Here is a 14,275-nt window from a genome sequence, read left to right as displayed (position 1 = left end):
ATGGGCTTAATTGTTTTTATATTTTTCTTTTTTTCCGTTTTAACAATACTGACTTTAAATATCATTACTAAAAAAGAAGCCGTTTCAAAAAGTTTGTTAAAGGTGTCGATAAGTGCAACGGCAACAACCTTATTTTTTCTTACTACAATGCTTGTTTTATATTACAGCATACCTAATTGGAACGTTTATTTATCGACATTGTTTTTAGCGGGTATTTCGGTTACTTCATTTTTTCTGCTGGATATGGCCGTCAGAATGCCGTCTTTTGAAAAGCGCACGGGAATAAAATTTTTTATTTTTAACTGTCTTATCCATTTAACGGCATTGATAATTCTTTTGTTGTTTTTTGAAGGTTTATTTTGGGACGTCTTATCCGGTTTTAAGTTCTCTTCTCAAATTATTTTCGGAATGTCGGCGGAAAGATTTTATGCAAGTATTGTTTTGCTTTTTACCTCTGTATTGGCCTTGATTATTTCCGTTGTAAAAGCCGCCAAAGAGCAAAGTAAAATTTATAAACAGCAAATGCTGTTTTTTGCGATGTCGATAACCGTTTCTCTAATAATTTACGGTGTTGTTTTTTATCTTGCAAATATTTTTACATGGGTTGTTGCAATTTTGCCTGCCGGCTATGTTATGTTAATATTTTTGGCAAACTACGCTTTTTCGGTTTCAATCGTTTATGATAAAAAACAGCTTGCCTTTGCTTTTACCAGATTTTTATCATTTATTTTGGTATTTGCATTATTGGCAGGTTATGCGGCATCTTTAATTTTAACAAAAGTAAGAAATATTTATGTTCAAATGTTTCTTCTTATTGTGTCGGCTTTTATTTTTCTGGTTTTTCGAAATATTGTATCTCAAAAACTCCGCTGGTTTTTGGGAGATACTTCGGAATACGCAAAAGCTATAGAGGAAAAACTTCAAAAAATCAATTATGAAGCCGGGCGTGAAGAAGTTTTAAATGCTTTTACAAATATTATGATTGAGCATTTAAAAGCAAGCGGTATGGACGTCTTAATTACAAGCGAACAGGATATACTTGAACCGGTTTATTCCACATTCGGAACAACTTCGGTTTTTCCCATACAATCGCCGGTATTTGAAAGTCTTTTGAAAAAACATAGCTCCGTTATTATGAGGTCCGAAGTTTTAACAAGTGCGGAATTTGCTCCTATAAGAAACGAGTTGATAAGTATAATGAATAAGACCTCTTCTGAAGTACTTATCTTTGTACGTGAAGGTCAAAAGCTAATCGGAATAATCGGTATTGCGGAAAGAAGAAAAAAGGAAGAATATACCGATTATGACTACGGCGTTTTGACAAACCTTTATTCTTACTTTTTTTTAGTTGTATATTATCTGAGAAATATAGCTAAAGAAGATATTATCCTTACGGTTGACCGCGAAATTGAAATGTCCGACCAGATAATAGGTTCAATTCAAAAAAATATGGACAAGGTGGAAAAAAAGGTTGTTGAAGTCGATTCGGTTTCGTATTCCGCACATCAATTGGGAGGCGACTTTATAGATTTCATCAAACTTTCCGAAGACAGGTATTTTTTCCTTATAGGGGACGTTGCGGGAAAGGGTTTAAGTGCAAGTATGTCTATGATTATTTTAAAATCTGCGTTACATACTTATCTTTCCGAGATACCTGATTTTAAAGAGCTTGTTATAAAATTAAACAGTTTTATAAAAGGGAATTTACCCAAGGGTTCGTTTTTTGCGGGCCTTTTCGGAATTATCGATTTTAAAACTTCTACAATATATTACTTAAACTGCGGTATCCCGCTTATGTCTATGTATATAGATTCATATAAAAACGTTATAGAAATACAGGGAGAAGGAAGAGTTCTAGGCTTTGTTAAGAATATTAAGCCCTTTTTAAAAGTGCGTAAAATTACAATGAACAGAAACGATACGATTGTCTTTACTACGGACGGCTTATTGGAGTCCGCAAACTTAAAGGGTGAACGCTTCGGGAATGAACGGGTAGGACGAATCCTTGCTACAAATAAAGAAAAGTCTGCAAAGGAAATCGCAAATACGATTTATAACAGATTATTGGATTTTATAGCCCGTGAAATTGAAGATGATGTAACTATTCTGGTATTTAAACATGTATAACTACACATTTACGGAGGAATGTTTATGGATAATTTAATTATCAACGAAACAAAGGCCGAGAACTATACGCTTTTAGCTATAGACGGCACAATTAATTCTTATACCTACGGAGATTTTGAAACTAAGGTATATTCCGCAATTAAAGAAAAAGACCTTGTTTTGGATTTATCCTGTGTAACCAATATGTCTTCCTCAGGTTTAGGCGTTTTAATGTCGGCTTATAATGACGGGGAAGAGTACGGGCATGAACTGTTTATTTTAAATCCGTCCGATATTGTAAGAATGGTAATTGATTCTACAGGTTTTTCGGATATGTTTAAGGTAATTCATTCCGTAAACGATATGTAAAGCTTAAGTTTTTTCGAGGAGGTAAATAAAAATGGGGCATTTTGTATTTAACTGAAAGCCTCTTACTTTTTCGATATAAGACTATTCTTTAACAATGACTGAATTTAAAAAATATATATTTCCCTTTTTTTTGTTTTTTATTTTTATACCGTGTTTAGGCTTGCTTCCCCTAGGAGCGTCCGAATCCGAATCGGCTCAAAACCGATATAAAATTTTAGAGGATTTATCGAAAAAGCTTCCTGAAAAGTTTGCTGAAAAAATAAACAAAAACAAACAGGTATTTTTAAAAGAATTAAACGCGCTTTTATCTTCGGAAAAAGATAATCTTTTGATTCTTGTGGATAAAAAACATATTCTTGATAAGGGATATAAACCGAAAACAATTATTTTACTTTCCGATTTGAAAAACAGGGCTTATAAACTTGACAGACCCGATATCTTTCTTTCGGAAACTGCGGAACCGGCGTTACAAAAAATGGCTCTCGCGGCACGTAAGGCCGGAATAAGACTTACCGTCAGTTCAGGTTATAGGGAATATGAATATCAGTCAAACCTGTTTAATTATTATATAAAAGTATACGGAAAACTGAAAGCGAAAACATTTTCCGCACCGCCCGGTTCAAGCCAGCACCAATTAGGAACGGCTGTAGATTTCGGAACAATAGATGACTCTTATGCAAAAACTCCCGAAGGGAAATGGCTTGCGGCAAACGCGTATAAATACGGTTGGTCGCTTTCTTATCCCAAGGGTTATGAAAATATAACGGGATATAAGTGGGAATGTTGGCATTACCGTTATATAGGTGAAAAGGCTTGCGGTTTTCAAAAAAAATGGTTCGGAGATATTCAATATTATATGCTGTTTTTTATTGATGAGTGGAAAAAGGCGGATATTAAAAAGTAAATTACGGAAGTGCGGGGTATTGTTTTAAAGTTTAAATTTTTTTTCGCTCAACCATTACCGCCATTACGGTATTTAGTAAATCCATATCCGTTTCTCCTGCTTCGGCGGAAACAATCAAGTTTATTTGTTCCCAATCTTCGTCCGAAAAATCCATATCGGATTCAAAGCTGCCTGCAAGAAGGGAAAAAATTTTATAAAACCATTCAACGGCATCTTCTTTTGGCTGCTTATCGTTGCCGTATATCGTAAATCCGTAATCGGCAAAATCTTTTGCCAAAACAGTAATTCTTTTATCGTAAGAAGCCGCCGCCCTGCAAAAAAGAGAAGACAATTCTTCGTAAAATTCCGTTTGTTCACAAGTTTTAATCAGCCTGTTTGCGTCGGAATAAAATTTTTCCATAGAATTCATATTCGGTTCCATTATATAACGGCAAATACAATTAAAAGCCGTTTGAATTGATATCCTTTTATAAAAAAGGAGGGGAACCCTTGCGGGTTCCCAGTTATGAAAAAAAAACTAAAATTGGAAAAAGGCGCCGATCAGAATCGAACTGATGCATAAAGGTTTTGCAGACCTCTCCCTTACCGCTTGGGTACGGCGCCGACATTCAAGAGAGTATAGCAAAAATCGGAAACTTTTGCAATAGGTTATAGCAATTTAAATAAAAAAACTGTATAATGTTTGAATGTTTGACATGAAGCCTATAATTATAAAAAATATGTTTAAAGGGCAGCCTCACTATATTCTTACTTGGTCGCCTCTTACAAAGGCCGATAAATATAAAATTAACAGTGCGGTTCCCGCCGTTTCCGGGGTTTACGAATTGTACAAAATGGATAAAGAAAAAAAACTTAATTTATTATCCGTAACTCATGCGTGGTACGGAGGCTTACGCAGCAATATCCGCGAAGCAATTGACCCGTACACAAAAACGGACCCTGAACTTATAAAAATGCTTGAAGATGATGATATAGAAATTTATTACCGTTATTCATGTTCCGATTCTTTCGGCGATTTATTGGACGTTGTATGGTTTTTGCATTCTACGTATTTTCCCAACGATATACGCGTGGAATCATCGAACAGATATGAAAATTTTTTTCTTTCGGAGCGTGCGCCCGATAATGTTTATTGGCTGGAATAAAAATTATAATGAAAAATTTTACTTCACGTTTTAAAATTCCGTTTTGTATTATAGGTTTCTTTTTTTTGCAAAATGTTTTTATCCACTCTCAAAACAAATTGCCTAACTTTTATGATGATACCCCTCATGAGGATTTGGCGGCTTCGATTGTAAAAGAAATGACCGATGAAGAACTTTTGGCTCAAACTTTTATGTTCGGCTGGGCGGGGCAGGACCCCGGAGATTTGCTTGTCGAATGGATTGAAAAATCGGGACTGGGCAGTATAAAAATTTTCGGTTGGAATACCGGAGATTCTAAAAAACTTGCCCAATCCGTTTTATCCTTGCAAAAAAAGGCGAGTGAAGGAAGGTTCGGAATTCCGTTATTTGTAGCAACCGACCAGGAAGGCGGGTGGGTAAGGCATGTAAAGGGCCTTACTTCTGAAACGCCCGGAAATCTTGCTATAGGTGCTTCAGGAATTCCGAAAGATGCATATTATGCAGGTTATTATATTTCGCGGGAATTGCGTACTTTAGGGATAAATTTAAATTTTGCGCCTTCGGTAGATCTTTTAACCGACCTCGATTCTTCAATTATAGGCTCCCGTTCTTTCGGAGATTCCCCCGAAGCGGCGGGTATTTTGGGTGCTGCTTTTATGCAAGGAAGCAGGGAGGCCGGAGTTCTTACTACGGCAAAGCATTTTCCGGGGCACGGCGATACAAGCGTAGACAGCCATGGAAGACTTCCTAAAATAAATATTACGGAGAAAACACTCCGTTCCCGCGAACTTCTTCCTTTTAAATATATGATTGAAGCGGGGGTTCCCGCAATTATGACGGGACATTTGAATTTCCCGTCCGTATCGCCTGACGGAGAGCCCGCAACATTTTCTAAATATCTTTTAACCGATGTTTTACGCGGTGAAATGAAATTTGACGGCCTTATAATAACAGACGATATGATGATGTACGGAGCTATAAATTTTGCGGGCGGAATTGCAAAAGCCGTACGAATGGCTTTGGAAGCGGGGAACGACATTGTAGAATCTTCTACAACACCGCGGCATTATCAACCCTTTTGGAAGGAGAATTTACGGTATTTAAAAGATAATGAGCAATTTAAAGAGCGGATAAAGGACGCCGCATATAGGATTATTCTTGCAAAATTAAAATACTTTAAAAGCGGAAACTGTGTTCCTGTTTTTCCGAATCCTTCGGAGGTTACCGAACTGCTTCCGGATAAAGAAGGTCAAAAATTCTTTTTAAATCTTGCAGTGCGCTCCGCAACGGTTTTGCGGGAAAAAAATATACCGTATAAAGCCGAAAAAGGCGAGAAAATTCTTTTGGCGTCGAATTACAGCGACTTTTTTAAATGCGGATTAAAACGCTTCCCGGAAGCAAAAACCACCCCCTTAAGCGGAACGGTGTTTCATACGAGAAATTTCGACACGCTTATATACTGCCTTTCGGATAATTATTCTCTTGAGGTTTTGCAAAGAACAATTAAAAAATATCCTGAAAAAAAAATATATAATAATTTCGGTATTGTCTCCGGCTCCTTTATTGAAAATCCCGGAAGTAAAAACCGCAGTTTGTATTTACAGTTATTCTTATGTTTCTTTTACCGCCGGTTTTGCAGCCCTGTGCGGGGATTTTAAAGCAAACGGCTCGGTTCCCGTTTCAGGAATAAAATAAATGAAATTGTTCGTTTCTTCCGTTTCGGAAAAAAATATCGATAGCGTAATTTATTCAATTTTACCTAAGGAACAAACTTGTATAAATTTGGCGGAAGGATTAAAAAAACAAAAACGCTTTTTTGAAGAAGGGCAAAAATATTCCGCCTTTACCGAGACCGTTGTTTTTTCCGATGAAAATAAAATAATAGGAGTACTGGCCTTATCGCCTGCAAGGGTGTTATTGCATTGTTTTATAAAAGAAATTCCCGATTGCATTTACGGTTATATTGCAACATCTTTTTTAAAAGATTCCCCGCCTTCTTCCATAATGGGAGAAAAAAAAGCCTCTTCCGTTTTGGAAAAAATAGTTGAAAAATATTTTTATAAAAAGCCTTCCGTTTTCGAAGATTATAAACTGCTTATCTTACAGGGGCTTAGGGGAAACGATTTTTTAAAAACCGCAGAGATTAGGGCGGGGGGAAGCTTAAGTTTTGTAAAACCTTCTATTTCCGATATAAAACAACTGTGTCCTCTTGAAGCGGATTATCAGGAAACTGAGGTTTTACATTCCGGTGAAAAGGCTTCTTTTGATTTATGCTTTAATTTACTTGCAAAGAGGATAGATAATAACGCTCTTTATGCGGTAAAAAAAGAAAATCGCTTTATTGCAAAAGCGGCAATAAACGCTTCCGGTTTTTTTTGGAATCAGATAGGGGGCGTGTATACCTTACCCGAATTCAGAAATAAGGGAATAGGCTCTGCGGCGGTTTTTTTTCTTATTAAAGATTGCTTTTCGGATAAAAAAAGCTGCGCACTTTTTGTTAAAATTAAAAATTCTCCGGCGCGTAAAATGTATAATAAAATAGGTTTTACCGAATATTGCGATTTTAGAATTTCGTATTATTAAAAATTTGCCAAAAAAACATTGCAAGTAAAACGGAGCAACGGGCTTTTTCTTCCGAAACATTATTTATTTTAGAAATATTGTCAACGTAGTACCAAAAAAAACCGAAGTCGGGGTCTATGCGCAAGGCATACTTTAAAAAATCTCCCGTTTTTACCATACTGCCGAAAAGGAGGAGAATTACGTCATGCAATATGGAAAAATATTCGGTGAACATTTCTTTATAAACGGATTTTGTAGAAGCCGCTAAAAATTTTTCACATAAAATATTTATTCTATAAATGGTTTCTTCTTTGAATTCTTCATCGGTTTTTTCTACCCAAGTTTTTTGAGCAAGAAGCTGAATGTTTTTCATAAAACTTTCAATTAATTTTTTTTCTACTTGGGGATTACACTGTTCCGTACAGTCGAAAAAATCTTTGCGGTCAAAAGCCTTTGCTATTTGCAATGCCGAAGACGCCAAATCTTCCGCATTATCCGAAGCAATAAATTTGGGAATCCCGTAAAAAGCGGCATCTTTTATTGTTTGAGGTATTAAGTTATCGTCAAAACTTGAAGCAACCATGAACAGTAGATTACTATTTTATAAGTTTTTTTTCAATACCTTAAGGCAATAATTTTAAATTTTCCGATATCGCGCCGCTTGCCGTTTATAAAGCGGCGGCTTAGCTAAAATCCGCGTTTTAACTTGTGTTATTGTTTTAAATTTCTTGTTTTATTTCGGGGTTTTTCCAATACCAGCAATTTTTATATTTGCGGAAAAATATAATAAATCTTATCAATACTATACAAAAAAGATAAACGCTTTGGCAAATTTGAATTATAACGGCATATTGAGGAATAATAAAGAATATAATACAGCTTAAAGGTACTATAAAATCGGGGAAAGATTCTTTTTTATTTTGGTTTGTTGCCGCCAAAAGAGAGGAAATAAAAAATACATTGTAAAAACTTATAATTACGGTATGAAGCAATATGGACGTATTTACATACCAAACTAAAACCGCTCCTATCCATAAAGAAAAAATTATATGAAGAGGCAGTCTAATGCCGTATTGTTTTGTTCTTAAAATTGAAACAATCCCTGTAAAAAAAGCTCCCGCATAAGCGGTAAAAATAAAAATTTGCGGTAAACTGAACCCGAAAAATAAAGCTTTTAAATTGGATTCATATACTATTTTTACGGGATATAAAGAAGCCATAATTGCAATTGCCATTACGCCTTCGCTTGAACTTAGTTTGGAAAACCTCATAACTCCCGTTTTAAGCCGTTCCCAAAAACTGCCTATTTGTCCCATATATAAAAACTGATATGTACAAAAAAACAATATCGGATTAGTTATGCGGAAAGAAAGCATCAGTGTTCCGGTTAAAAATCCCGTAACGAAGCTGTCTAAAAAATGGTCTAAATATTCCCCGAGCGGAGAACCCGTATGGGTTTTCCGCGCCTGCATTCCGTCCGAATAATCACCTACGATATAAGCAAAGCATAAAAAGGGAATAAGCCATAAAAATTTACTTGTTCCGTTTATATAATTTAAGTATGCGATTGCAAATGAAATAAGTACGAAGCTGTTTGAGCATATAGTTATCATATTTGCCGGAACACTTGCCGGCAAAATATTAACGAAATTCCCCGCAAAAAATTTTTCTATAAGGGGAGTAAGCAGGGACTTATCCTCCGCACTGTAAGAATATTTTTCCATAAGTGAGCTCTTATTTTATCCGTTTATAGTTTTTGATTTCGGTTTTAATTTTTGCAATCAATTCTCCGCGCGGAATTCTAACTTGCTCCATAGAATCTCTAAAGCGCAAGGTTACCGTGCCGTCTTCTTTGGAATCGTAATCTACCGTTATACAAAACGGAGTACCGGCTTCATCTTGTCTTCGGTAGCGTTTTCCGATTGCTCCGGATTGGTCGTAATCGGTTTTAAATTCTTCTTTTAATTCATTACGGATTTCTTCCGCCAATTCGGCAAGACCGTCTTTTTTCATCAACGGTAAAACCGCAACGGTAACGGGTGCAATACTCGGGTGAAAGCGCAAAACCGTTCTCCAATCGTCGTCGTTACCTTTATCCGCAACTTTTTCTTCATCGTAAGCATCGCAAATAAACATAAGAACGTTACGGGTTAAACCGGCTGAAGTTTCAATTATGTAAGGAATGTATTTTTCATTTCCGTTATCCTGGTCAATGTACTGCATATCCTTACCCGAATACTCGGTATGACGTGTAAGGTCAAAGTCGGTACGGTTGTGTACACCTTCAAGTTCTTTAAAGCCCATCGGGAATTCATATTCTATATCGTAAGCGTCCTTTGCATAATGAGCAAGTTCGTCTTTACCGTGTCTGTGCCATCTCAGTTTATCCGTACGTACGCCGTATTTATCGTAAAATGCCCAGCGTTGTTTTTTCCAGTATTCAAACCATTCATCGTCGCTTCCGGGTTTTACGAAAAACTGCATTTCCATTTGTTCGAACTCGCAAGTTCTAAAAATGAAATTCTTGGTTACAATTTCGTTTCTAAAGGCCTTCCCTATTTGAGCTATGCCGAAAGGAATTTTCATTCTGTTTGACTGAACTATATTTTTATAATTGACGTAAATTCCCTGAGCGGTTTCCGGGCGCAAATAAATAAGGTTTGAATTATCATCGGTAGGCCCTATGTGGGTTTTAAACATAAGATTGAATTTTCGAGTATCGGTAAGCTCTCCGCCGCAATCGGGGCAAACTTTTTTTTCAAGATTTTCAGGCGCTAAATGGTCGGCTCTAAAACGGGCCTTGCATTTTTTACAATCTACAAGAGGGTCCGTAAAATTTTCAACATGGCCCGATGCCTCCCAAACGCGAGGGTGCATTAAAATTGCGGCATCAAGTCCGACTATATTATCGTGCAGTTGTGTCATTTCTTTCCACCATGCACGGGAAACGTTGTTTTTCAGCTCTATACCTAAGGGGCCGTAGTCCCAAGCTCCGTTTTGTCCTCCGTAAATTTCGGACGATTGAAAGACGAAACCGCGTCTTTTACACAAACTTACAATTTTTTCCATAGAAATTTTATGTTCTTCCATAATGCACTCCTTAATAAGGGAAAACCGTTTAATTATAATCTGTTTTTTATCTTTTTACAAGAGGTTTCTTATGTGATATTTCGATATAATTATCCGAATTTTATAGTTCTTCAAACGTAAATTTTAGGCGGGTAAAGCGGTATTGCCCGGTAAGGGTGTAAACGGTCTTTATATTATATCGAATTTTTATAAAAAAGTTAAAAAAAATCTACTCATTTTGTAAAAAATATGATATAATATAAAATGTCGTATAGACAAATAGTAAGGAGCTATGGTGAACAAGAGAGATTTTCCCAGAGTCCATTTTTATGATCAGGACTTTGTAGATATATATGATAGGACTTGGGCATTGGTAAATGAATTTTGGCATTCTACGGGAGACGGGAAACAGGGAGCGGAAGGTTTTTTTCTGTATCCCGAAGCGGACGGCAATATAATAAACCAATATGAAACTATTTTTTCGTCATTCTTTTTTGTTTATTCAAATAAAAACTATACCGCAAATTCCGCATTGGATTTTTTTTATGCACGGCAGGAAGAAAGCGGGGCAATCCGGCACAGGTATAATTTCGATACAAAGGAGCCTATTATAAAACGGGATAATCCCGAAGGCTTGGGAATGCCGCTTTTCGCTTGGGCGGAGTATAATATTTATCATAAAACGGCAAATAAAAAACGCGTAAAAGATATTATGCCTGTTTTAATTAAATATATGAATTGGATAGAAAAGCTGTTTAAAGCGGAAAGCGGACTTTACAGAAGTCCACTCGAAACTACCAATATGGCAAATTCCCCAAGAAAAGACGCCGTATTTTTAACAGATTTTAATGCCGCCTTAGCGGTAAATGCCCTTTATATGTCGGCTTTAGGCGATATTCTTAACGACAAGGATATAGATTTTCAATATAAAAAGATGTATTTTACGATAAAAACCAGAATCAATTCCATGATGTGGAATGAAGAAGACGGTTTTTATTACGATTTGGATTCGGAGGGAAACCAAATAAAGAAAAAAACTCTTGCGGGTTTTTGGCCGCTTATTGCGGAAATTCCTAATGAAGATAAGGCCGCAAGTTTAATTGAACATTTGACCAATCCCAAAACATTCGGCGGAGACCACCCCTTTCCGAGTCTTGCCGCAAACGAGCCTGAATATGATGAAAACGGAAACGGTTCCTGCGGGAGTGTTTTTCCTATCTTGAATTTCGTGGTTATTAAAGGGCTTGAAAAATATAACCGCTGGGAGCTTGCAAGGGAATGTGTAATACGGCATCTTTATTATGTTTTGGAAACCTTATTGCCGGCAGGTAATTCAAAAAAACAGGGGTTTTTATGGGAAGCCTATTCGCCGGTAAAAGAAGGCCCTGCTCAATGGAAGGGAAAACCGGCTTTTCCGCGGAAGCAATATTTATTGGCGGTAGGGTTATCGACCATTACTTTAATGATAGAAAATGTGATAGGGCTTGCTATAAGTTTGCCGCGTAAAACGGTAAATTGGACGGTGCCTAATTTGGAAATAATGGGTATAGAAAATTTAAGTTTAAAACGCAATCTTATTACAATTCTTTCATCGAACAGTCAGAGAGGTTGGGAAATTCATATGGAAAGCGAAAAACTTTATTATTTTACCATCAATATATTAAACGAAAAAAAGAAAACGCTTCCGATTCCGTCAGGAAAGTGTTCGATGTTAATCGATAAATTATAAACTTATTATTTCGGAGAAAAGTTATGAGTAAAAAAGCTCTTTTTGTCTTTTATGCCGTTGCAGTTATATTTTTTGGGGCGGGTTGTAAAGTTTTATTAGGAGAGAATAATTTAGGGGCAACTGTTGCGGTTTTTATACCGGGCTCCCAGGGAAGTTCTCAAGAACGTTTAATAGAAATGCCTTCTTTAAGTGATACGGGTATAGAGATTACGTTAAAAGATTCTTTGGGGCATGAACATAAAGGTAATGCAGGCAGTGCGGTAAACGGAGCCGTTATTTTTAACGGAATCCCTTTAGGAGAAACCGTAATTACGGTAAAAGTATCGGCTTTAATGTGCTCTTGGGAAGGTGTAACCGAGTATAATGTTAAAGAAGATAATAACAATATTGTCGTTAAAATAAGTAAAACGGCAAACCGATTATCATTATTATTGCCGATAAAGAATGAAAGCTATGGTGCCGAAAAGGCTTCGCTTTATGCGGCTGAAAATCCTTACAGTCTTAATGCAAGAACCGAGATAATTAAGGGGTCTTCGTCTTTAGGTGTTAATCAACAATATATTGCGGACAGATACGGAAGGCTTTATTATATTGACGGAACTGCCGTAAAACGTATAAAAGCCGACGGGTCTTTAGATGAAGGTTTTACGGTAGACGGAGTAACATCTCCTTTTAAACTTTATTATGACAGCCGCTCCGACAGACTTTTTATTGCAGATAATACTTCCGTCATAAAATATATTCAATTCGGTAAAAACGAGGAAGATGAAGATGTAACCGCTAAAGATTTTGGACAGCTTTCAGGAACTTCTATAAGCGCCGATGATTTAATTGCAGTTGAAAACAATCGATTTTTTTTAATTAAGCGGGATAAGGTAACTTCTTACTCAACAAACGGAGTTGCTTTAACCGTTTCTGCCGAAAATGAAAAAATTAAGGATAAAGCCGGTACTGAAGGAAGATTAACCGATGTCCTTATTTTTAACGGTAATATCTATATTTTGATTTCTCAATTTGATGAGGATACAGAACACAGCCGTGGAGCCTTGACCGTTTTACCTGTAAATTTCGACGGAAATTCCGGTCTTTTAGAATACGGTTTTACTGCGAATAAGTATCCTGCTTCCAATGAAGCGGCAAACTGCTTTTTTAATCCCGTGAAATTTTTAGGGAGAAGAAACGGGCTTATGTATATAGCCGATGACGGGTTTAATATTATAGATTCCGGCGGGCACCAAATTTTTAAAAACATAAACCGTCTGGGAGTGTTTAATGCAGGAGCTTCCGCATTATCATTTATAGACCTTGAGGATACGGAGTGGCTTAATAAGGCGGAAACCTCTTCTTCCGGAGGCGGAGAGGGAAGCTCTTCCGAGGGTAAAAATATAATTATCTGGGAAAGTGCCGGTAAAGAGGCTTTTAATTTTTATGCCGCAAAACCGGAAGAGTTAACAATAAAATCGGCTTGGGATAACCTTTATCAATCGAATAAAAGCAAAAAGGCTTCGGACGTTTTTTGCTTCGATAAAAACGGAAATTTTTATCTTGTAATAAAGCAAGGCTCGAATAAGACGGTTGTACGGTACAAATATGATAATGCAGCAAAAACATATACGGAAGGCGGTAAAAGACAGATAAATGATACCGGAACGGAGCCTATTATGGATATAGCTATTGACGACGGTAATCCTTCCGAATGCAGGTTTTATTATATAACGCATAAAAATAGTAAAGTAACTTTGTTTATGGAAGATAGGACATGGGATAATAGCGATGAAAGCAGTTTTGCGAAAACTAATGTATCTTCAAGTGAGAAAACCCTTGACGGGCTTCCAAGCGGTTCTAATATCAGGTCTTCGGCAATAGCGGTTACAGATAATGCTTTATATGTTAGCTGGGAAGGAACTCATGTAATTTTTATAAGAAAATATACAAAAAGCGGGACAAACTTTACCCCTCCCGCTAAAACGCAGCAAATTACAAATGTAAAATCGGGGGGGACCGGTGTAATAAGATTAAACGATATTAAATATCTTAATACCGAGCTTTATGTTGCAGTCTCTATTATAAATGACAGTTATCAAAATGCAAAGAATATTTACGGTAAAATGTATAAAGTTAATGACGGGGCTTTGGGAGGTTCCAACGAAATTCTTGCAGGTTCGCATTTTGAAATTGTATATTCATCATCTTCGACTTCCGGTGAAGATGACGTTTTTGCTCCTATCAGATTTATAAATTGGAATGAGGCCGGTAAATTCGGTGTTGTTTCCGACGGATTTTATAAAACGGGAAGCAAACAAAAGAATAAGATATTTGTTTGGAATACTTCAAATTCCGGTATGGAAAAAAAGGAAACAAGTGCCGAATTTTCTAAAAAACTTACAGGTAATGATTTTGAATAAAAAGGGC

11 protein-coding genes, 1 tRNA gene and 1 pseudogene are annotated in these 14,275 nt (G+C 36.6%); 8 read left to right on the top strand and 5 right to left on the bottom strand.

What is annotated here, in order from left to right:
- The 3 genes from DYQ05_RS03520 to DYQ05_RS03510 all read left to right on the top strand — a co-directional run bounded on the left by DYQ05_RS03520 (nt 1) and on the right by DYQ05_RS03510 (nt 3,379).
- The gene (locus DYQ05_RS03520; protein WP_024467083.1) at nt 1-2,127 is read left to right on the top strand and encodes a PP2C family protein-serine/threonine phosphatase; all 2,127 of its coding nucleotides are present in this window, start codon (nt 1-3) and stop codon (nt 2,125-2,127) included.
- A 24-nt stretch (nt 2,128-2,151) separates the two neighbouring features.
- Nucleotides 2,152-2,475, top strand: coding sequence for an STAS domain-containing protein (locus DYQ05_RS03515; RefSeq protein ID WP_024465952.1), 324 nt, complete (start codon nt 2,152-2,154; stop codon nt 2,473-2,475).
- Between the two features lie 94 nt (nt 2,476-2,569).
- Nucleotides 2,570-3,379, top strand: a complete 810-nt coding sequence (locus DYQ05_RS03510; protein ID WP_206183851.1) for a M15 family metallopeptidase — start codon at nt 2,570-2,572, stop codon at nt 3,377-3,379.
- 31 nt (nt 3,380-3,410) lie between these two features.
- Here the strand turns inward: DYQ05_RS03510 and DYQ05_RS03505 are convergent, their stop codons facing one another.
- Together DYQ05_RS03505 and DYQ05_RS03500 are read right to left on the bottom strand one after the other, a co-directional pair.
- The gene (locus tag DYQ05_RS03505; protein WP_020964534.1) at nt 3,411-3,800 is read right to left on the bottom strand and encodes a hypothetical protein; all 390 of its coding nucleotides are present in this window, start codon (nt 3,798-3,800) and stop codon (nt 3,411-3,413) included.
- Between the two features lie 110 nt (nt 3,801-3,910).
- A tRNA-Cys gene (locus tag DYQ05_RS03500) sits at nt 3,911-3,982 on the bottom strand.
- An 83-nt stretch (nt 3,983-4,065) separates the two neighbouring features.
- Between DYQ05_RS03500 and DYQ05_RS03495 the strand changes: the two genes are divergently transcribed.
- The 3 genes and pseudogenes from DYQ05_RS03495 to DYQ05_RS03485 all read left to right on the top strand — a co-directional run bounded on the left by DYQ05_RS03495 (nt 4,066) and on the right by DYQ05_RS03485 (nt 7,086).
- Nucleotides 4,066-4,524 carry a hypothetical protein gene (locus tag DYQ05_RS03495; protein ID WP_024468882.1) on the top strand — a complete coding sequence of 153 codons (459 nt, stop codon included), beginning with the start codon at nt 4,066-4,068 and terminating at the stop codon, nt 4,522-4,524.
- An 8-nt stretch (nt 4,525-4,532) separates the two neighbouring features.
- Nucleotides 4,533-6,198: pseudogene (locus DYQ05_RS03490) on the top strand (glycoside hydrolase family 3 protein).
- A complete protein-coding gene (locus DYQ05_RS03485) occupies nt 6,199-7,086 on the top strand; it encodes a GNAT family N-acetyltransferase (protein ID WP_206183850.1) in 888 nt (295 codons plus the stop codon).
- On the opposite strand, the gene DYQ05_RS03480 is transcribed toward DYQ05_RS03485, so the two are convergent.
- The 3 genes from DYQ05_RS03480 to DYQ05_RS03470 form a co-directional block, all read right to left on the bottom strand.
- On the bottom strand, nt 7,067-7,648 hold the full coding sequence (locus DYQ05_RS03480; RefSeq protein WP_206183849.1) for a hypothetical protein: 582 nt from the start codon (nt 7,646-7,648) through the stop codon (nt 7,067-7,069). The two genes, DYQ05_RS03485 and DYQ05_RS03480, sit on opposite strands and share 20 nt — an antisense overlap.
- 136 nt (nt 7,649-7,784) lie before the next feature.
- Nucleotides 7,785-8,789 (bottom strand): CDP-alcohol phosphatidyltransferase family protein, encoded by a 1,005-nt coding sequence (locus tag DYQ05_RS03475; protein WP_206183848.1) that lies wholly within the window; start codon nt 8,787-8,789, stop codon nt 7,785-7,787.
- Nucleotides 8,790-8,799: 10 nt separating this feature from the next.
- Nucleotides 8,800-10,155 (bottom strand): glycine--tRNA ligase, encoded by a 1,356-nt coding sequence (locus DYQ05_RS03470; RefSeq protein ID WP_020964528.1) that lies wholly within the window; start codon nt 10,153-10,155, stop codon nt 8,800-8,802.
- A 274-nt stretch (nt 10,156-10,429) separates the two neighbouring features.
- On the opposite strand from DYQ05_RS03470, the gene DYQ05_RS03465 reads away from it, so the two are divergent.
- Together DYQ05_RS03465 and DYQ05_RS03460 are read left to right on the top strand one after the other, a co-directional pair.
- A complete protein-coding gene (locus DYQ05_RS03465; protein ID WP_020964527.1) occupies nt 10,430-11,863 on the top strand; it encodes an MGH1-like glycoside hydrolase domain-containing protein in 1,434 nt (477 codons plus the stop codon).
- 23 nt (nt 11,864-11,886) lie between these two features.
- Entirely contained in the window at nt 11,887-14,268 is a 2,382-nt protein-coding gene (locus DYQ05_RS03460; RefSeq protein ID WP_206183847.1) for a hypothetical protein, read from the top strand.
- Nucleotides 14,269-14,275 lie beyond the last annotated feature (7 nt).

It is taken from the genome of Treponema pedis, assembly GCF_017161325.1.
Classification (GTDB): Bacteria; Spirochaetota; Spirochaetia; order Treponematales; family Treponemataceae; genus Treponema_B; species Treponema_B pedis.
This window is presented reverse-complemented; position numbering and strand designations above follow the sequence as displayed.